18 protein-coding genes are annotated in these 18915 nt (G+C 67.8%); 3 read left to right on the top strand and 15 right to left on the bottom strand.

The window, feature by feature from the left end:
* Window positions 1–148 precede the first annotated feature (148 nt).
* The 9 genes from GRI75_RS05045 to GRI75_RS05005 all read right to left on the bottom strand — a co-directional run bounded on the left by GRI75_RS05045 (window position 149) and on the right by GRI75_RS05005 (window position 8434).
* Window positions 149–883, bottom strand: coding sequence for a molybdopterin-dependent oxidoreductase (locus GRI75_RS05045; RefSeq protein WP_160745855.1), 735 nt, complete (start codon window positions 881–883; stop codon window positions 149–151).
* Window positions 870–1544 (bottom strand): cytochrome b/b6 domain-containing protein, encoded by a 675-nt coding sequence (locus GRI75_RS05040; protein WP_160745854.1) that lies wholly within the window; start codon window positions 1542–1544, stop codon window positions 870–872. The genes GRI75_RS05045 and GRI75_RS05040 overlap by 14 nt, the downstream gene beginning before the upstream one ends.
* Window positions 1541–2302 (bottom strand): SDR family oxidoreductase, encoded by a 762-nt coding sequence (locus tag GRI75_RS05035; RefSeq protein WP_328597930.1) that lies wholly within the window; start codon window positions 2300–2302, stop codon window positions 1541–1543. The genes GRI75_RS05040 and GRI75_RS05035 overlap by 4 nt, the downstream gene beginning before the upstream one ends.
* The gene (locus GRI75_RS05030; protein ID WP_160745853.1) at window positions 2299–2904 is read right to left on the bottom strand and encodes a YceI family protein; all 606 of its coding nucleotides are present in this window, start codon (window positions 2902–2904) and stop codon (window positions 2299–2301) included. Before GRI75_RS05030 ends, GRI75_RS05035 begins: the two co-directional genes overlap by 4 nt.
* Before the next feature lie 734 nt (window positions 2905–3638).
* Complete coding sequence (locus GRI75_RS05025) at window positions 3639–4115, bottom strand: response regulator (RefSeq protein WP_160745852.1); 477 nt, start codon at window positions 4113–4115, stop codon at window positions 3639–3641.
* A complete protein-coding gene (locus GRI75_RS05020) occupies window positions 4112–5188 on the bottom strand; it encodes a sensor histidine kinase (protein ID WP_160745851.1) in 1077 nt (358 codons plus the stop codon). Before GRI75_RS05020 ends, GRI75_RS05025 begins: the two co-directional genes overlap by 4 nt.
* Window positions 5160–5687, bottom strand: a complete 528-nt coding sequence (locus GRI75_RS05015) for a methanogen output domain 1-containing protein (RefSeq protein WP_160745850.1) — start codon at window positions 5685–5687, stop codon at window positions 5160–5162. Before GRI75_RS05015 ends, GRI75_RS05020 begins: the two co-directional genes overlap by 29 nt.
* A 103-nt stretch (window positions 5688–5790) precedes the next feature.
* A complete protein-coding gene (locus GRI75_RS05010) occupies window positions 5791–7848 on the bottom strand; it encodes an NAD(+) synthase (RefSeq protein ID WP_160745849.1) in 2058 nt (685 codons plus the stop codon).
* 76 nt (window positions 7849–7924) lie between these two features.
* Complete coding sequence (locus GRI75_RS05005; RefSeq protein ID WP_160745848.1) at window positions 7925–8434, bottom strand: CinA family protein; 510 nt, start codon at window positions 8432–8434, stop codon at window positions 7925–7927.
* Window positions 8435–8834: 400 nt separating this feature from the next.
* Here GRI75_RS05005 and GRI75_RS05000 point away from each other — a divergent pair, with 400 nt between their 5' ends.
* Window positions 8835–9413: a c-type cytochrome gene (locus GRI75_RS05000; protein ID WP_160745847.1), complete on the top strand. Its 579-nt coding sequence runs from the start codon at window positions 8835–8837 to the stop codon at window positions 9411–9413.
* A gap of 73 nt (window positions 9414–9486) precedes the next feature.
* Here the strand turns inward: GRI75_RS05000 and GRI75_RS04995 are convergent, their stop codons facing one another.
* A complete protein-coding gene (locus GRI75_RS04995) occupies window positions 9487–9858 on the bottom strand; it encodes a glycine zipper 2TM domain-containing protein (protein WP_160745846.1) in 372 nt (123 codons plus the stop codon).
* 205 nt (window positions 9859–10063) lie between these two features.
* A complete protein-coding gene (locus GRI75_RS04990) occupies window positions 10064–12529 on the bottom strand; it encodes a PhoX family protein (protein ID WP_160745845.1) in 2466 nt (821 codons plus the stop codon).
* A 124-nt stretch (window positions 12530–12653) separates the two neighbouring features.
* On the opposite strand from GRI75_RS04990, the gene GRI75_RS04985 reads away from it, so the two are divergent.
* Window positions 12654–13565 (top strand): PhzF family phenazine biosynthesis protein, encoded by a 912-nt coding sequence (locus tag GRI75_RS04985; protein WP_328597929.1) that lies wholly within the window; start codon window positions 12654–12656, stop codon window positions 13563–13565.
* Between the two features lie 54 nt (window positions 13566–13619).
* On the opposite strand, the gene rlmN is transcribed toward GRI75_RS04985, so the two are convergent.
* Complete coding sequence (rlmN, locus tag GRI75_RS04980; RefSeq protein WP_160745844.1) at window positions 13620–14858, bottom strand: 23S rRNA (adenine(2503)-C(2))-methyltransferase RlmN; 1239 nt, start codon at window positions 14856–14858, stop codon at window positions 13620–13622.
* Window positions 14859–15150: 292 nt separating this feature from the next.
* On the opposite strand from rlmN, the gene GRI75_RS04975 reads away from it, so the two are divergent.
* Window positions 15151–15810 (top strand): outer membrane protein, encoded by a 660-nt coding sequence (locus tag GRI75_RS04975; RefSeq protein WP_160745843.1) that lies wholly within the window; start codon window positions 15151–15153, stop codon window positions 15808–15810.
* Between the two features lie 64 nt (window positions 15811–15874).
* Here GRI75_RS04975 and GRI75_RS04970 read toward each other — a convergent pair whose 3' ends face one another.
* From GRI75_RS04970 to GRI75_RS04960, 3 genes are read right to left on the bottom strand one after another with little or no spacing between them, the layout of a single operon-like run.
* On the bottom strand, window positions 15875–16363 hold the full coding sequence (locus GRI75_RS04970) for an invasion associated locus B family protein (protein WP_160745842.1): 489 nt from the start codon (window positions 16361–16363) through the stop codon (window positions 15875–15877).
* 11 nt (window positions 16364–16374) lie between these two features.
* Window positions 16375–16896: a GreA/GreB family elongation factor gene (locus tag GRI75_RS04965; RefSeq protein WP_202389598.1), complete on the bottom strand. Its 522-nt coding sequence runs from the start codon at window positions 16894–16896 to the stop codon at window positions 16375–16377.
* 30 nt (window positions 16897–16926) lie between these two features.
* Window positions 16927–18885, bottom strand: coding sequence for a lytic transglycosylase domain-containing protein (locus GRI75_RS04960; RefSeq protein WP_328597928.1), 1959 nt, complete (start codon window positions 18883–18885; stop codon window positions 16927–16929).
* Window positions 18886–18915 lie beyond the last annotated feature (30 nt).

Here is an 18915-nt window from a genome sequence, read left to right as displayed (position 1 = left end):
GGGCCTGTCCTTCGAGACGCTCGGACTGCGTCCTCGCTCCTCAGGACGAACGGGATAGGCTTCAAATCCGTTCGTCCTGAGGAGGGATCGAAGCCGCAGGCTGAGAGCCCGTCTCGAAGGACCTCCCGCAAGCGGGAGGGCGACTGACTCAAATGCCCGCGTACCACTGGTAGCCGCGGTCCTCCCAGTAGCCGCCTTCGCCGCGGCCGATCCCCTCCAGGCTGGCGACGGCCTCGATCCCGGTCAGGTACTTGGCGTGCTTGTAGCCCAGCTGGCGCTCGATCCGCATTCGCAAGGGCGCGCCGTTGCGTACCGGCAGCGGCTCGCCGTTGAGCCGGTGAGCGATGATCGTCTGCGGGTGGAACGCGTCCTCGAGATCGATGCTCTCGTAGTACTCCGCGCCGTTCAGCCGGTCGGCGCAGCGGAACACGATGTAGCGCGCTTCGGGCTGCAGGTCCGCCATCTGCAGCACGGTGGAGAGCTGCGGGCCGGTCCACTGCCCGATGGCGCTCCAGCCTTCGACACAGTCGTGGCGGGTAATCTGCGTGCGCTGCGGCAGGACCATGAGCTGGTCCAGCGACAGCGCCAGCTCGCGCCGCACCAGACCGCCGACCGCGAGCCGCCAGTCGGCGAAACCGGCTGCGGCGTGGGCGGCATAGGCGCCGCCGTCCGGCTCGATCGTGCCGTTGCCGCGGAAGAAGGGCGAGATGTCCTCCGGCGCGTATTCGCGGGCGAGGGCCTTGCGCCCGAGCGCGCGGTGCGCGCCGTTGTGAAGCCTTTCGGACCAGTCGAACAGCGTCTGCATCGGCTCGCTCTGGCCGACCTTCGAGCACCCGGCGACAAGGCCGGCGCCGAGGCCCACCAGCAGGTTACGCCGCTTCATCGGCGGATCCTCCAACGGTCATGTCCCTGAGCTGGCGGATCGGCCCGGACAGCAGAACCAGGACGACATGGACGACGAGAAACACGACCAGCCCCCAGGCGACGATGAAATGGATCGAACGCGCGCTCTGCCGCCCGCCGAACAGGTCGAGCAGCCACGGCCAACTGGCGTCCATCGCCGGGCTGAGCGCCAGCCCGGTAAGCACCATCAGCGGCAACATCAGGAAGATGACCAGCGCGTAGCTCAGCTTCTGGAAGAAGTTGTACTTGCCCCCGGCGTGCTGGAAATCGAGCCGCAAGTGTGCGGCAAAGTCCGCGCGGATCGCCGCCCAACGCCATTCCTTGCGGCTAGTGAGGATATCGCGGCGCAAGTGCCCGTTGAGCAGCGCCGACGCTATGTAGAGCAGCAGCCCCAGCGTGAAGACCCAGGCGAACAGCAAGTGCCAGTCGCGCGCGGCGGACAGACTGTAGTGACCGGGGATCGTCGCCCAGCCGGGGAAGCGCGCGACGTGGAGCCAAGCGTCGGCCGCTTCGAACCCCGCTTCGCCCCAGTAGAGACGCCGATGGGCGTTCGAGATGTTGAGCCCCGACATGAACAGGATCACCAGGCTGAGCGCGTTGACCCAGTGCCAGATCCGCGTCGACAGCCGGTGCCGCTTCATCCGCCTTCCCCGCGTGCGAGAAACATCACGTCCCGCGGCTGGCTTAGCAGATGCTGCCCGGAATCCACAAAGAGCGTTTGCCCGCCGGCGAGCGGCCCGGTGGCCAGGAACCAGGCGGCGTCGGCCACTTCGTCTGCCCCCGTGCGGCGCTGCAGCAGGTTCATTCGGTGCGACACCTCGGCTTCTTCCGGCGCCTGGTCGTAGCTGGCCAGGATAGCGCCGGGCGCCAGGCCGTAGACGCGGTCGGCGGGAGCGGCGGCTTGCGCCAGCATCGGCACCGTGGCGCCGAGCGCGTGCTTACTCATCGTGTAGCTGAAGAAATCGGGGTTCGGGTTGGCGAGCTTCTGGTCGGTGACCTGGATCACCCGCCGACCCGCCGGCGAGCGCGCGCCTCGCAGGTAGGCTTGCGCGATCGCCGCCGGAGTGCCGGCATTGACCTGCATCGCTTCGCTGAAGATCGCGGGATCGAGCGCCGCAACGTCGTCCGCCCTGAAGACGGACGCGGAATTCACCAGCGCCCGCCAGTTATCCAGCCGCGCCGCCTGCCGCTCGATCATCGCGACGGCCGCCCCGCCGTCGGAGAGGTCGCAGCAGATCGCCTCCGCGCTCGGCAGAGTTGCCGCCATTTCCTCAGCCTTGCCCAGCGAGGCATGGCAGTGGATCACCACGTGCCAGCCTTCGCCGGCGAAACGACGAGCGATCGCCGCGCCGATCCGCCGGGCGCCGCCGGTAACCAGGACGGCGGGGCGCGAGGTCACCCGCGCGCGGCGTCGAACGCGAATTCGACCGCGACCGAGGGGTCCAGCGAGCCGCCGTACTGGCCGAAGCCGATGTTGAACGGCTGGCGCTCGATCGTGGCGCTGCCTTCGACCCGCTTGGCCTCGTCCCCGCCCGTCAGGCGGAACTCGACGTCCTGCGGCTGGCTCACGCCGCGCAGCGAGAGCGTGCCGTGCGCGACATAGCGCCCGTCCGGCAGAGCCTCGACAGAGGAGCTGGTGAACGTCGCGGTCGGACCCGAAGCGATGTCGAAGAACTCGTCGCCCTTGAGCAGCCCGTCGCGGAAGCCGTCGTTCAGCGTGGCGCTGGCAAGATCGACGGTGATGGCGATCGCCGCGGTTTCCGGTGCCAGCGGATCGAAGCGGATGTCCCCGCTCCATGTGCCGAACTTGCCGGTGAGCCGTTCGCTGCCGTTGTTCATGACCGTGAACCCCAGCTCGCCGCCCGGCTGCACGGCCCATGCCGGCGCGTCCGAGGTGGCGGCGGTAGCCTCGCCAGTGCCGCCCCCGAGCGCGATCATGGTGCCGGCAAGCAGCGCCAGCGCCGCCGGTGCCGCGAAAAGCTTCGTCTTGTGGATGTGCATGCGTCCCTCTCTCTTTCGCAGCGACTATAGCGAATGTTCGCCCGGTCATGGCAACCCGTTATCGGCCAGGTTGCGCCAGCGTGCTTCGACAAGCTCAGCACGAACGGGGAGGGGATATCCCTTTCCCCGCGGACCCTGAGCTTAGGGTTGGAATTGAATTGCCCCCCGGTTCCGTTCGCCCTGAGCCTGTCGAAGGGCGCTGGCGGAACACTTGCCCACCGTGCTTCGACGAGCTCAGCACGAACGGGGTCTAGGACAGCCGCGGATCCCCCGTTTCCGTTCGCCCTGAGCCTGTCGAAGGGCGCTGGCGGAACGCTCCTGATCCTCCCCTGCAAGGGGAGGGGGACCGCCGCCGCAGGCGGTGGTGGAGGGGTGTAACCGCCCGCCGGTAAGGTGACACCCCTCCGTCAGCCGCTTCGCGGCTGCCACCTCCCCTTGCAGGGGAGGATTTGCGTGTGCAGCCTGCCGTCAGGCGTCAGCTCTGGGAGCCACATGGACCCTGAAACAAGTTCAGGGTGACGGGTCAGACATGGGGCAGGCCGGAAAACCTCGTCATCCTGAACTCGTTTCAGGATCCATCCCGCCCCACGCGAAGAGCCGGCAGAGGCTCGCCCGGCTGCGCCGAAGGGCGCTGGCGGAACGCTCGCCCAATGTGCTTCGACAGGCTCAGCACGAACGGGAATAGGGGGGAGGAGGAGGAGGGGGCGTTGCTCGGAGGCGCGCGCGCCTCGCGCTCAGTGCGATCCCGAATCCGCGAGCCCTTGCTTCACCGCCTGCAGGAGATCGCCGCTGGTAAACGGCTTGGTCAGCCAGCCGAGCGGGCAGGCGGCCCGGGCGCGCTCGCGGGTCTGGAGGTCCGAATGGGCGGTGGCGAAGATGCAGTGGATGCCGCGCCGGAGCAGTTCGGTTGCGGTCTCGATCCCGTCCAGTTTCCCGGCCAGGCGGATGTCGACAATGGCGAGGTCCGGACGCAGGCTGTCCGCCCTGGCCAGGGCGGCCTCACCGGTGGCCACCACGGCCACGACTTCGTACCCGGCATCGACCAGATCGGCTTCGATGGTCAGGCTGACGAAGTAATCGTCCTCCACCACCAGGATGCGTTCGCGCAGCCCGGCATCCTCTCCGTGGATCCCGAAGGCCGCCGGAACGGGCGGCGGGTCGAACTCGTCGGAGGGGCGGCAGAGCCGAGCCGAAGCAGACATTCCCGTCATGACAAGTCGCGCCGTACCTCCTGCTCCGGCAGAGGGAAGCCGACGTGGCAGGTCGTCCCCTCCGGCGTGCTGCCGATATGCAAGGACCCGCCGAGCTGCCTCAGGAGCCCTTTGACGAGGCCGACGCCGGACGCCCGCCTGTGCGATTGCTGGGGCGCGAACCCGGGGCCGTTGTCAGCGATCGTGAGCGTGACCTGGCGGTCCGCCAGCGTCATTTCCACCGCCACCTGCTGGGCTCCGCTGGCCGGCTGCCCATACTTCACCGCGTTGGTGAGAAGCTCGTTGAGGATCAGCGCCACGGTGACGGCCGTCTCGATCGGAATGCGGAAGGAATCGACCTCGAAGCGCGTCGCGGCCTCGTTCCGGGCAAGGGCCAGCGCCCCTTTGGAGACCGCCTCCACCAGCCGCGCCGAGTCGATCGTCTCGATGCCTTCGGAGCTGTAGAGCAGCTGCTGGACCGCGCCGATCGCGGCGATCCGCAGCGACACGTCGCGCAGCGCGTCCTTCGCTTCCTCGCTGCGGGCCTCGCGCTCGGCGCCGCGCAGGATGCCGTCCAGCATGTGCATGTTGTTCTTCACGCGGTGCTGCAGCTCGCGCAGGAGCAGCTCGCGCTCGGCGACCGTCTCCGCAAGGATCGCCTGGGCGTGCCTGCGCTGGCGGATCTCCCCGTGCAGCTCCGCTATCTTGCTGTTGAGCGCGGTGAACCGCCCGTCCTCGTTCGGATCCAGCCGGAGGAGCACCACCGCTCCTCCGGGCAGAGTCGCGCGGCAGCCGAACAGGCGGCACGAGTCGCCCTTTCCTCCGTCGTTCAGCACGATGCTTCCGATCAACGGCGAGCTCGTTCCGAAGCACCGGTCGATGTAGTGGGCCAGCGCGGCATCGTCCCCCGCCTGGAGGGCGCTGAGCGGCTCTCCGGTGACATCGCGGCCCAGGAAGGCTCTGGCTGCGCGGTTGCTGGTGAGGATCATCGCGTCGCGCGAAAGCAGCAGCGCCGCTTCCGGAAGCGCTTCGAGAAGGGCCTTCGCGCCGGCGTCCGCCGCGGTGTCAGCGCTGGTAATACTCTCGTGCCGCATCTGGGAGGTCTTCCGTGGGGCGCAGGTGGACGACAACCCGGCAGTGGGAATGGCCGGCGGCGATGGTCTCCGGAAGCGATACCGCGGCGTAGCCGAGGTTCTGCGCGGCGATGTGGCCGAACACATTGGAGGTCATCATGCAGAGCGAAGGGCGGTCTCTCACCATCTCACCGAAGGGACAGGCGCGGTTGCCGAGCACGATACGATCCTCGGTTTCCTCGATGACGTAGAAATCGCCCTGGATGCGCCGCTTCAGATCGACCAGAACCTCGGACACCTGCTCGCGGGAGAGCCTCTCGACGGCCAACGCCTCCCGGTAGCGCGCGTCGATGTGCTCGCCCATCGCCGTGCCGACGACGCTGATGTAGCCCGAGGCGTCATCCAGCCCGACGACCTCCTGCAGAGTGCCGGCCAATTCGCGGAGCAGTTGCCTGGTGAAAATGTCGCGCTCCAGGCCGACATCGGCCGCTGCAACGCTGCTCGTGCTGGTGCCAGGCATAGGAAGCCTCCCAGCGCCTCCCGTGGGCGCAGCCCTAGTGTACTCCTTGCTCCGGGCGATGCAAATGCTTGATCGATGCGAAGATCTCGCGCGTCGTAGCTGCTTATTCCGGCACCTTTTCACGCAGTTCCGCTAGCCACACGTCCGCCACAGCGTCGCTCGGGGCGCGCCAGTCGCCGCGCGGGCTGAGGGCGCCGCCGCTCGAGACTTTCGGCCCATTGGGTATCGCGCTGCGCTTGAACTGGCTGAAGCCGAAGAAGCGCTGCAGGAAGCTTTCCAGCCACTTGCGGATGATCGGCAGGTCGTAAGCGTTCTTGTTCGCCTCGGGAAACTCCGCCGGCCACAGGCCTTGGGAGGCATCGCGCCAGGCATGCCAGGCGAGGAAGGCCACCTTCGACGGCAACTGCCCGAAGCGCATCGTGTGATGCAGGAAGAAGTCGTTGAGCTCGTACGGGCCGATCTTGTCCTGCGTGCTCTGCATCTCGCCGTCCTCGCCCATGGGGACCAGCTCGGGGCTGATTTCCTGGCCGAGGATCGCTTCGAGCACCGCGTCGGTCTCGGCATCGAACTGGTTCGTGCGGGTGCACCAGCGGATCAGGTACTGGATCAGGGTCTTGGGCACTCCGGCGTTGACCGCGTAGTGGCTCATCTGGTCGCCGACGCCGTACGTCGCCCAGCCGAGCGCGAGTTCGCTGAGGTCCCCGGTGCCGATCACGAAGCCGCGATGATGGCCCGCCAGGCGGAAAAGGTAGTCGGTCCTGAGGCCCGCCTGGACGTTCTCGAAGGTCACGTCGTGGACCGGCTCGCCGCGGCCGAAGGGGTGACCCATGTCCTCCAGCATCTTCTGCGCCGCCGGGCGGATGTCGATCTCCTCGGCGGTAATGCCGATCGCCTTCATCAGCTTCCAGGCGTTCGACTTGGTGCCCTCGGACGTGCCGAAACCTGGCATCGTGTAGCCGCGTATCGTCGTGCGCGGCAGGCCCAGCCGGTCGCAGACTTTGGCCGCCACGATCAGCGCGTGGGTCGAATCGAGCCCGCCCGAAACGCCGATCACCATGCTTTCGCCGCTGGTATGCTCGAACCGCCGCATCAGGCCGTCGACCTGGATGTTGAACGCCTCGTAGCAATCCTCGTCCAGCTTGTGCGGGCGGTTGGGCACGAACGGGAAGCGGCGGATCGGGCGGATCAGGCCGATGTCCCCGCGCGTGGGGCTGTGGTCGAACCGCACCGTGCGGAAGACATCCTCCGGCCGTCCGGCATGTTCGGCGTTGTCGTTGAAGGTCTGCCAGCGCATGCGGTCGGCCAGGATGCGCTCGCAGTCGACGTCGGCGATGCACAGCTCGGGATCGAGGCTGAAGCGCTCGCTTTCGGCCAGGAGATCGCCGAGTTCGAAGATCAGGCCCTGGCCGTCCCAGGCGAGATCGGTCGTGCTCTCCCCGTGCCCTGCGGCCGAGTAGACGTAAGCGGAGGCGGTGCGCGAGGATTGCGACCGGCACAGCAGGTGCCGCTCGTCGGACTTGCCGATGACGATGTTCGACGCTGAAAGGTTCGCCAGGATCGTCGCCCCGGCCAGCGCGCCCGCGGTGGAGGGCGGATCGGGCGCCCAGTAGTCCTCGCAGATCTCGATGAACAGCTTGAACCCGGCAAGCTGGTTGGAAGCGAAGATCAGGTCCGTGCCGAACGGCACTTCCGCCTCGCCAACGCGGATCGTCTGCCCGATTACGTTGCGCCCCGCGGCGAACCAGCGCTTCTCGTAGTACTCGCGGTAGTTCGGCAGGTAGCTCTTCGGCACGACGCCGAGCAGGCGGCCGTCGGCGATCGCCAGGGCGCAATTATAAAGCCGCCCATTGTGCCGCAGCGGCGCGCCGATCAGCAGGACCGGCGAGAGCTTCGCGCTCGCCGCCACGATCTCGCCGACCGCCCGCTCCACCGCGTCCAGCAGCGCCCCCTGCATCAGCAAGTCGTCGAGCGCGTACGAAGAAACGCAGAGCTCCGGATAGACCAGCAGGTCGACCCCCGCTTCGTGCGCCCGCTTGGCTTCGGCGACGATCGCATCGCGGTTGTGGTCGACGTCCGCCGTGCGCACCGAAGGCGTGCTCGTCGCCACGCGCACGAAGCCATGTGCGTGCATGTCGTAGAAGGGGTGATCGCGTTTGCTCATGCCGGGCGCCTCATCGTTTGTGCGGGGCTAGCAGCGTGGCGGGCGGCGTGCCAAGCTTTCGCCGTTTCGGGGCGCCTCACGCTTTCAGCGCCTGCTCGATCATCTGCAGCGCGACATCGAGCGAGGCGATCCGCACCCCGTCGCGGCCGATCGGCCCGAAGTGCTCCTCCCGGTGCTGCACCGTCCCATCCTTCCGGGCGCAGGCGAAATGGACCAGCCCTTCCTCGTCGTCGTCCCCGCCGGGGCCGGCGAAACCGGTGATCGACAGCGCCACGTCCGCGTTGGAGAACCGCAAGGCGCCGTGCGCCATCTCCACCGCGATCTCCTCGCTCACCGCGCCGCAGCCGTCGACCTTGTTGCGCGCGATGCCGAGCAGGTCGCACTTGGCCTGCTTGGAATAGACCACGAACCCGCGCTCGAACACGTGCCCGAAGCCCTGCACGTCGGTGAGCAGCGCGGCGAGCAGCCCGCCGGTGCAGCTTTCGGCCGTCGTCAGCATCAACTCGCGCTTGTCCGCCAGTTCGAGCACCCTCTGGGCGCGGTCCTGGACTTTCGGCGGCAGGGCGGGATCGAGCGTATCGGCCATGAGCGTTCCTTGAGCGGTTCGCAGGGGAAAAGCCGTTTGCCCTCACAGGGTTCCGCGCTCCGCTCCCCTTTGCTGCTCGACCGCTCCTCCCGTCACCGTCATCCCGGACTTGGTCCGGGATCCATCTCACCGCCGCTGGCGACGGTGCAGGTGGCGAAATGGGCCCTGAAACGAGTTCAGGGTGACGCGGAGGCGGGGGGTGGTTCCACGCGCCACCATCTCCCCATCGTCATCCCGGACTTGATCCGGGATCCATGCTTCCGCCGCCGGCGACGGTGCGGGCGGTGAAATGGACCCTGAAACGAGTTCAGGATGACGAGGAAGGGCGGAGCCGCGGAGAGCCGGTTTGATCATCACGCGTTGGGGTGCCAAGGATGAACCCGGCCAAGGAGGCACGAGAATGTTCAAGACCCTGCGCTGGAAATCGATGTTGGCGGGCGCGCTCGCGCTGCTGGTGCTGCTCGTGGCGATTGCCCTGACCGTGGTGCTGACCGGCGCCTACAACGTCGCGGCGACCGACCGGCACGAGACCCCCGTCGCCTGGGCACTCGAAACCACCAGGATCAAATCGGTGGAAGGGCAGGCCGGGGGGATCGATGCGCCGGCCCTCACCCCCACGATGGTGACCGCCGGTGCGGGCGAGTACAAGACGATGTGCGAACATTGCCACGGCGGCGTCGGCAAGGACGCTGCGAGCTGGTCGGCCGGAATGGCTCCCAACGCTCCGCCGCTGGCGGAAGTCGCCGAAGAATGGAGCCCGGAAGAGGTCTTCTGGATGGTCAAGCACGGCCTCAAGATGACCGGTATGCCCGCCTTCGGACCCACTCACGACGACGCGACGATGTGGAACATCACCGCCTTCGTGAAGGCGCTCCCGCAGATGAGCGCGCAGGAGTACGCGGCCTATCCCGCCGTGCACGGCCCCCCGGGAGAAGGCGGCCACTCGCACGCCCCGGGAACGCCGGCGCACCACGACTGATACACCCCGACGCAAAAAGGGCCGCGCGAGGATACCTTCGCGCGGCCCTTCCGGGGGGACTTTCGTCGATGTGTTAGCGGCAGCGAGCGCCGCGGTCGATCTCGCGGCCGAGCAGGGCACCGGCCGCCGCGCCAAGGATCGTACCGGTCGCGCGTTCGCCGCGCGTGTCGATCGCACGGCCCGCCAGCGCGCCGCCCGCGGCGCCGATGATCAGGCCCGTCGTGCCGTTGTCGCGCCGGCAATAATAGCGCCCGTCGTCGCCGCGCCAGACACGGTCGGAGCTCGAAAGCCGGCGGGGCTCGTAGTAGCGGCCGTGACGGTCGTACTTCTTGCCGTTGACCTTGTGATAGCCGTGCGCCGGCGCCCACGAGGGCGGGTCGGCAGCGGCCGGGGCCGCGGGAAGGATCAGCGCCGCGGCGGCGATCGTTAGGAGAGTCTTTTTCATCGCTCGAACCTTTCCGTTCTTGAATCTCTTGCCTCAGAACGGGGACTCTTGTTCAGTGATCCACAACGCCAGATGAACAAACGGCTCGCCTCCGAAAAGAGAGACGAGCCGTGAGTTTCGAGCGGCAAATCGCTCGGTTTTTTAGCGATCGATTAACGCGTTCGGCCGGGAGCCCGCCCCCATGGGCTCCCGGCCGCCGCCATGGTCAGAGGCCGATGATACCCCCATCCTGGCGGGTGATGGCGACCACTGCCGAGCGCGGGCGCCCGCTCGTGGTGCCGCCCTGGCTTTGCGGCCAGTTGCTGCTCGGCGCGTCCGGCTCGCCGTCTTCGCCCGGGTGCTGGATGCCGACGAACAGCGTGCGGCCGTCCGGCGTCGAATCGACGCCGGTGATCTCGCATTCCTTCGGTCCGGTCAGGAAGCGCCGGAGCGTCGCCGTGGTCGCTGCCGCGCCAACGATCGTGGCCTGCGTGGCCGTGGTGCCGTCGGCCCCCACGTTGGTGATCGTCTTCGCGCCGCCGTCGCCGACGGTGCCGGGGAGCGCCGCGAGCATCTGGTTGTTGGTCCGGTCGGTCAGCGCGCCGTCGTCCGTCTGGACCCACAACAGCGGCCGGCCCTGGCCGGCGGGGTTCTGCGTGCGCGAGAACCACAGGCCGTCGGGGCTGGAGAAGTCGTTGCTGGCGTCGAGGCCGGAGAGGTTGACGTTCGCCGCGCTGGCCTCCGCCGAGTCGGCGCCGAACAGGTAAATGTCCCAAGCGAAGCCGGTGGCGGCCGGATCGTCACCGGTTTCCTTCAGGCGCACGATGTGGCCGTTGGGATTTCCGACCTGGTTCGAACCGTCCTTCGGGTCATTGTAGTGCCGCGGATTGGCCGCGTCGGTTCCGCCCAGGGGCCGGCCGGCCGCGTTGTTGTTGGTCAGCGTGAGATAGATTTCGCCGGTGACCGGATTGGTGGCGGTCCATTCCGGGCGGTCCATCGGAGTGGCGCCGACGGCATCGGCGGCGAGACGCGTGTTGACCAGGATGTCCGCCTGGTTGGCGAAGACATATTCCGGCTGCCCGCCCGTGGCAGGCCGGTTCGGCACGCTGCCGAACACCAGCGGCAGCCAGGTGCCGGTGCCGTCGGCGTTGAACTTCGCCACGTAGAGCGTGCCGGCATCGAGGTACTTGTCGCCCATCGCCAGGCGATCGGTCGTGTTGGCGTCGCCGGCATCCCACGCGGCGTTGGAGACGAACTTGTAGAAGTATTCCCGCCGCGAATCGTCGCCCATGTACACGGCGACCTTCTTGCCGGCGGTCAGCTTGCCGAGCCAGGCGCCCTCGTGCCCCATGCGCCCCAGCGCGGTGCGCTTACGCGGCGTGCTGCCGGGGTTGTAGGGATCGATCTCGACCACCCAGCCGAACTGGTTGGGCTCGTTGCGGTAATCGGCCAGCGCCGTCGCGCCCGTGGCCCGCGCGTCCCAGCGGCGGAAGATCGAGTTGGTCGATGCGACGGTGGACCACGCGTAGTTGCCCAGGGTGCGGGTCACGCCATAGCGGCGCAGCGCGGTGACTTCGGCCGGAGTGCGCGCGGCGTCGTCGCCGCTGCGGGTGAAGTAGCCGGACCAGTTCTCCTCGCAAGTCAGGTTGGTACCCCACGGCGTGTGACCGTTGGCGCAGTTGTTGATCGTGCCGCGCCCCTGGGTGCCGTCCTGCGAATATGCGGTGCGGATCAGCGCCGATCCGCGCACCGGGCCGTGGAAGGTGACCGGCGTGTTCGGCGTGATGCGGCGGTTTAGGGCGCTGTCCTGCACGTAAGTCCAGGTGCGGCCCCCGGTGTCGCGATACTCGGTGACCGACACGCCGTGCGCCTCGATCTCCTTGATCGCCTCGACTTCCGGGCGGGGGCCGGTGCTGACGTTGGTCGGGCCGTTCGGGTGCAGGTACTGGACGTTCAGGTTCTCGTGGTTCTGCACCAGCAGGCCGCGGGTCGAGCTGTTGTCGTCCCGCGTGCCGGCGGCGTTGAGACCGTAGTAGTAGAGCGCGTCGCCGTGGTCGCCGATGCGCTGCGCGAAGTTGCCGTCGGTGCCGTCGTTGGCGTAAGCCGAAACTCCCGCTGCGATCGGATCGCCCAGGCGGGTCATGACGGTCACGAGGTAACCCGCGGGTACCGTGACGATGTCGTTGAGGTTCTTCGGCACCGCATCGAAGCCGAGCACTGCTGGCTGGACGGTGACTTTGGTCGTGGCGGAAGCGGCGTCGCCGTCCGCTTCGGTCGCGGTGAACTCGAAAGTCAGGTCGGTCGAAGCGGCAACGCCCGGGGCGAAGAAGGTGACCGAATTGCCGGTGCCCTGCAGCGCCACCGAAGGCCCGCCCGTCTGCCGCCAGGCGGACGTCACGGTAGAGGTCGTCTCGGCCGTCCCGGTCAGCGTGACGAGGCGTCCGGCGGTGGTGGTCGCATCCTGGCCGGCGCTAACGGTCGGGCCTTTGTCGTCATTGCCGAACACGTCGAAGTCGCAAGCCGTCAGCATCGTCGTGCCGAACAGCGCCATCGCCGTCGCCCGCATGCCCCCGAACAGCGTCTCGCGCCGCGAATAGCGCTCGCTCACCATCGATTCGAGCGAAGCACTGCCCGTCCGGTTCGTGTCCACGTCACCGTCGGAATAGCCGCGCACCAAGCTGTACTTTTTCATCGGATATGGTCCCCGCCTCAAGTTTGGAGAGCCGGGGATTATCCGCGTTTCATTACAGCAATGTGCGGTCCAAATTATCCGTTTGAGACCCACTTTTGACAGCTGGTCACAATCTGAGGCACCGTTGCAGGCGATCTCGCTATGTGGATACACGGCCCCCGGGACGCGGACGTGGGAGGAACAAATGGCGATGAAGATCGGACTGGTGGATGTTTTCGGATCAAGCCCTCTGCGGGGCAACCCGCTTGCGGTCGTGCACGGCGGGGAACGGATGTCCGATGCGCAGATGCTGCGCCTGACGCAATGGCTCGGCTTCTCCGAGACGACCTTCCTCATGCCGCCGCAGGACCCGGGTGCCGATTACGCGGTGCGCATCTTCTATCCCGGTGGCGAACTGCCCTTCGCCGGGCACCCCACGCTCGGCACCTGCCATGCCTGGCTGCGCGCCGGAGGAAAGCCGCAACGCGCCGGCCTGATCGTGCAGGAGTGCGGGGTGGGTCTTGTCGAGGTCCGCGGCGACGGAGACACGCTCGCGCTCAAAGCGCCGCCTTTCACGCGCACCGGCCCGCTGGATGCCGATGAACGGGCGCAAGCCGTGCGCCTCGCCGGGGTGGACGATGCCGCGGTGGTGGAGGCGGTGCATGTCGCGAACGGCCCGCAATGGCAGCCCCTCCGTTTGCGCTCGGCGGAGGACGTGCTCGCAGCCCGGCCGATGCCGGAAGCTCCGGCAGGTACCGACATCGGCCTCGCCGGGCCAGGCAGCCCGGACGGACAAGCCGATTGGGAGCTGCGCGCCTTCTTCACCGATCAGCATGGCCGGCTGAGGGAGGATCCCGTTACCGGGAGTTTCAATGCGGGCGTGGCGCGGCATTTGTTCGGAGCGGGGCTGGTCAGCGGCTCTTACATTGCGGCACAAGGCCGGATGACCGGCGCGGACGGGCGCGTCCTTTGCGAGCAGGAACCGGACGGCGCCGTGTGGATCGGCGGCCGGTGCGATACTATCGCCGCCGGCGCTGAACTCTCGGTATTCGCGTGATGAGCCGTTCCTGCAGGCAGGTGCCAGCCCGCAGGGCAGTGCAGTAGCGAGATCCTATGCGGAGGCGGCTTCGGTCGCTTCGCGGTCGAGTTCGGCGCGGCTCTTCTTTTCTGCCGTTGTTTTCAGCTGACCGCAGGCGGCGTCGATGTCGCGGCCGCGGGGGGTGCGGATCGGGGCGGAGATGCCGCCTTCGAAGACGAGGTCCGAAAAGCGCCTGATCCGCTCCGGGGTCGAGCATTCGTAGACCGCGCTGGGCCAGGGGTTGAACGGGATCAGGTTGACCTTGGCGGGCAGCTTGTAGTGCTTGAGCAAGCGGACCAGCTCGCGCGCGTCCTCGTCGCTGTCGTTCTTGTCCTTCAGCATCACGTATTCGAACGTGATCCGCCGCGCGTTGGAAGCGCCGGGGTAGGCCGCGCAGGCCTCCAGCAGTTCCTCGATCCCGTACTTGCGGTTGAGCGGCACGATCTCGTCGCGCACATCCTTGCTCACCGCGTGCAGGCTTACGGCCAGGTTGGTGCCGATCTCCTCGCCGCAGCGGGCCATCATCGGCACGACGCCGCTGGTCGAAAGCGTGATGCGGCGCTTCGACAAGGCGAGCCCTTCGCCGTCCATCACCAGCCGCAGCGCGTCGCGCACGTTGTCGAAGTTGTAGAGCGGCTCGCCCATGCCCATCATGACGATGTTGGTCAGCAGGCGCCCGTCGGAGCTATACTCCGCTTCGGATTCCTCCTCGGCGAAGTCCATCTTGCCCTTGGGCCATTCGCCCAGCGCATCGCGCGCGAGCATGACCTGGCCGACGATCTCTCCCGGCGTCAGATTGCGCACAAGGCGCATAGTTCCGGTGTGGCAGAAGCGGCAGTTGAGCGTGCAGCCGACCTGGCTGGAGACGCACAGCGTTCCGCGGTCCGCGTCCGGGATGAAGACCATTTCGAAATCGTGGCTGTCCGCGGTGCGCAGCAGCCACTTGCGGGTGCCGTCGCTGGAGTGCTGGGCCTCGACGATCTCCGGCCGGCCGATCACGAAACGCTCGGTAAGCCAGGGCCGCATCGTCTTGGCGATGTCGGTCATCGCCTCGAAATCGGTCGCGCCGCGGTGATAGAGCCAGTGGAACACTTGCTTGGCGCGCAGCTTCGCCTGCTTCGGGTCGAGCCCGGCTTCGCCGAACAGCTCCGCGATGCGGCTTTTCGGCAAGCCGATGAGGTCAACGCGGCCGTCGGCGCGCGGCGTGATGTCGCGAGCGACGGGGACCGGATCGACTTGACCGGGTATCGACATGAGGGCGGTGTGGGACATTTCGTGGCGCATATAGGGTGGGACGTGCGCCAATGCAAAACTCGTCGGCGAAGCGGGGCAATCGGCGGCTGGACCGCTTGGCGGGGCATGCACCGATCCCCTGCGCGCTATGCTCGTCAGATATTCTGCTGCAGCCCGACTGTGAAGAGCGGCGTCTCATCGCAGTCATAGTTGCTTAATGGCAACACCGAGCTCGTTGTATGAGGTTAATGAAACCGATCAGCAAGCCATCCATTCTCCGGGTCCTGCCGCATCTTCGCGGCGGAGTTATCGATTGATTGGAGTTTATAACATGAAAAAGGGTCTGGCACTTATTGCTGCGACGTCGCTCACGGCTGTTTCGGCACCGGCCTTTGCCCAGGACACCGGTTTCTCGGGTCCGTGGATCGCCGGCGTGGCCGGTTATGACATCAACAAGGCCGGCAGCTCGCAGGACGACGACGTCAACGAGGACCGCGACGAGAGCGTCGAGGGTCTGATGTACGGTGCGGCGGTCGGTTACGACATCGATCTCGGCACGATGGTCGTCGGCGCGGAAGCGGAACTGACCGATTCCAAGGCCGATACCGACTACGACGACAACTTCAACACCTTCGGCCTCGGTGCCGTCGACGCGGGCCGCGACATCTACGTCGGCGCGCGCGCCGGCTTCAAGGCCACGCCGAGCACGCTCGTCTATGCCAAGGCGGGCTACACCAACGCCCGCTTCAACTACGTCGGCACCGACGGTGAGACGAACTACAACCGAAGCCTCGACACCGACGGCCTGCGCCTCGGCGCGGGTCTGGAGCAGAAGTTCGGCACCAACACCTTCGGCAAGATCGAGTATCGCTATTCCAACTACAAGGAAGGCGAGATCGACTTCGAATCCGAGGACGTGGCCGACAGCGACCGCTTCGACATCGACACCGACCGTCACCAGGTCGTGGCGAGCGTCGGCATGCGCTTCTGATCGCTGCGTGATGTGAAGTGAGGACGGGCCGGGGGGCAACCTCCGGCCCGTTTTCGTGTCGCTCCTAGCGGACCCGTGCGCAGCCGACCGTGGCGGCGTCCATGGCCGTGGCCGCGCCGGCGAGGGTGTAGCGATCGGTGAACCTTCGTCCGGTTCGGCCGGTGGCGCTGACGCTCATCGTCTGCGCGGACCGCATGGCAGCCACGATGGCCGCGTCCATTCGCTTGTCGACCGCCCAGGCATCGGCCCCGCCGCCGGTGAGGGAGAAGCGCTGGCCGCCGACGGTCAGCGTGATGCGCGCCCGCTCGGCCAGTTCGCGCGACAGCCGGAAATGCACTTGCCCGCGCACATCACGGCGCGGCCAGGTGCCGACGTCGGCATAAGCTTCGTACTGGCCGGACGACCCTTGTGCCGCGGCAATGGCGTAGCAGCGCGGCACTTTCGGATCGCGGAACGCACCCCAGGCGTCGAACACGCCGAGGCCGTCCTTCGCAGCCAGGGGCGCGGCGAGGGCGAGCAGGGCTGCGAAGAGGGCGAAGCGGCGCACGCGCATCGGTTAGCCTGTCAGCGCGCTTCGGGGTAGTCGATCGCCAGGACTTCCCATTCCTTTTCGCCGGCCGGCAGCCGTACGGTCCTGAGATCGCCGACGGCGGCGCCGCGCAAGGCGCGGGCGATCGGCGCGCTCCAGCCGATCCTGCCGGCGGAGGGATCCTGCTCGTCGTCCCCCACCAGCGTCACCGCGCGTTCCTCGTCGTTCTCGTCGGCGATGAGCACTGTGGCGCCGAACCAGGCGCGGGTGCGGTCCGGCTGCTGCGCCGGGTCGATCACTTGCGCGGCCTTCATCCGCCGGGCGAGGTGGGCCAGCTCGCGGTCGATCTCGCGCATGCGCTTGCGCCCGTAGAGGTAATCGCCGTTCTCGCTGCGGTCCCCGTTGCCCGCCGCCCAGCTGACGATCTCCACGATCGCCGGCCGCTCGGTCCCGAGCAGGTGGTCGTACCGCGCCCGTAGCGCCGCCAGGCCCGCCGGGGTGATGGGATTGCTGGAGGGTTTCACAACGCGCTGGTTAGGCGTGGCGGATCGCGCCATCAACTCCCCTCCCGCAAGCGGGAGGGATCCTCAGCGAAGGAACTGCCCCACCCCGCGCGGCCTGCCGTACGGCGCCTTGTCCGGGTTGAGCGCCTCGTAGACCACCGCGTTCTCGACCACGCGGGTGACATAGTTCTTGGTCTCGAAGAACGGGATCCGCTCGATCCAGTCGATCCAGCTGACCGCGCCGGTGCGCGGATCGCCGTTCGCCCGCAGCCACTTGTTCACGTTGCCGGGTCCGGCGTTGTAAGCCGCCGCCGCCAGCGGGAAGCTGCCGTCGTAGCGCGAGAGCAGGCGCTGGAAGTGATTGCTGCCGAGCCGGATGTTGTACGAAGCGTCGTCGATCAGCGAGGCGGACATATATGCCATCCCGGCCTTCTGCGCCTCTTCCTGCGCGGTCGCCGGCATCAGCTGCATCAGACCGCGCGCGCCGGCGTGGCTGATCGCGTTCTGCGCGAACTGGCTTTCCTGTCGGGCGATCGCGTGGACCGCGGTCCACTCGGTGCCGGGCGGGGTCACCAGCGTAGGATAGCCCATCAGCGTGAAGCCCTTGTGCCCGTCCGCCGCCGCGGCGTCGGAGGCGATTACCGCCAGGTCGCGCCGGCCGATGTTGCGCGCCAGCTCCGCCACCAGCAGGTGCTCGCCGACGGTATTCGCCTGGTTGGCGATCTCGCGGTAGAAGCGGATGCCGGTGCTCCATGGCGTACCGCGGGCGACTTCGATCACCGCCTGGGTCAGCGGCGCGGCCATGAACGCCTGTCGCTCCGCCGCGGTCGGCGCGCCGACCGGCAGCCCGTTCAGCGGCGGCAGCGGGCGGCCGAGCCGCTCGAGCGCGAGCTGCCCGTAGAACTTGTCCGGATACTCCGCCGCCATCGCGTGATAACGCGTCGCCTCCGCCTGGTTGCCGGCCCGCTGCGCGGCGTGCCCGGCCCAGAAAAAGCCCTTGGAACGGGTCGGCGGCGTACGCGCGGCGGCGCCATAGCGGTAGAACAGCGGCGCGGCGCCATTGCCGTCGCCCCGCTCCCACAGCGCCTTGGTTCCGCCGAGCCACATCAGCGAGGTGTAGTCGTCGCGCAGCTTGTAGGGCTTGTCGGCGATGTCTTCGTTGGGGAGGAACGCATCGTCGATCGACGCGGCGATGCGCTGCGCCCGCGCCGCGTCGGCCATCTTGGCGACATTGAGCAGCTCTTCCACCCAGGCCGTCTGGTCGAACGGAACAGCGCTCAGCCGCCGCCGGTTGGCGAGCAGCTCGACCGCTTCGTGCGCCCGGCCTTCGGTCCGCAGTTCGCGGCTGCGATTGTAGAGATAGCCGGGATCGGCCGTCGCCCCCGGATCGGGGGTGAACCCGTCGCCGCCCTGCAGGATGGCGAGCCGCGCCTGGAACAGCGCCCGCTTGCCCGGCGAGACATAGCCAAGCTGCCGCGCCGCCGCGGCTGCGTTCCGCTGCCACAGCAGCGCGTCCATCCGCGCGTCGTGATCGTCCTGCGTGAACTGCTGGTGATAGCTGCCGAGCAGCGCCGCTTCCGCGGTGTCGCTCATCTGCCCGCCGCGCCAGGCGGCGCGGGCGGTCTCCAGCGCCGCGGCCGGGCGCTGCGACATCAGCGCCAGGGCATATTGCGCCCGGGCGTGGTTGCTCACCGGCTTGTTGCGGTCGAAGAACGCCACCAGCCGGTCGGCCGGAACATATTCCTGGTTCAGCCGCTCCTCGGCGTAGCCCTGCAGCTTGGCGGCGTCGGGCAGGCCGGGGTAGGACAACAGGAAGCCGGCATAGTCGTCGAACCGGTAGTTCGGACTGCTGCTGAGCTGCTGCCACAGCCGCACCGCGTGGGCCATTTGGCCGGGCTGCTGCGCCACCAGATTGGCGCGCGCCCGGTCCCAGTCGGCAGCGCTCCAGGAGGCGGCATTGGTCGTGTCGATGGCACCTTGCTGGGCCGACACCGGGGCCGAGGCGACGAGCAGCGGAAGTGCGAGAATGACTAGATGTTTCAAAGGTTTCCCGTCCATGCTGGACACAATGCC

The sequence above is a fragment of the Croceibacterium soli genome (assembly GCF_009828065.1).
Classification (GTDB): domain Bacteria; phylum Pseudomonadota; class Alphaproteobacteria; order Sphingomonadales; family Sphingomonadaceae; genus Croceibacterium_B; species Croceibacterium_B soli.
This window is presented reverse-complemented; position numbering and strand designations above follow the sequence as displayed.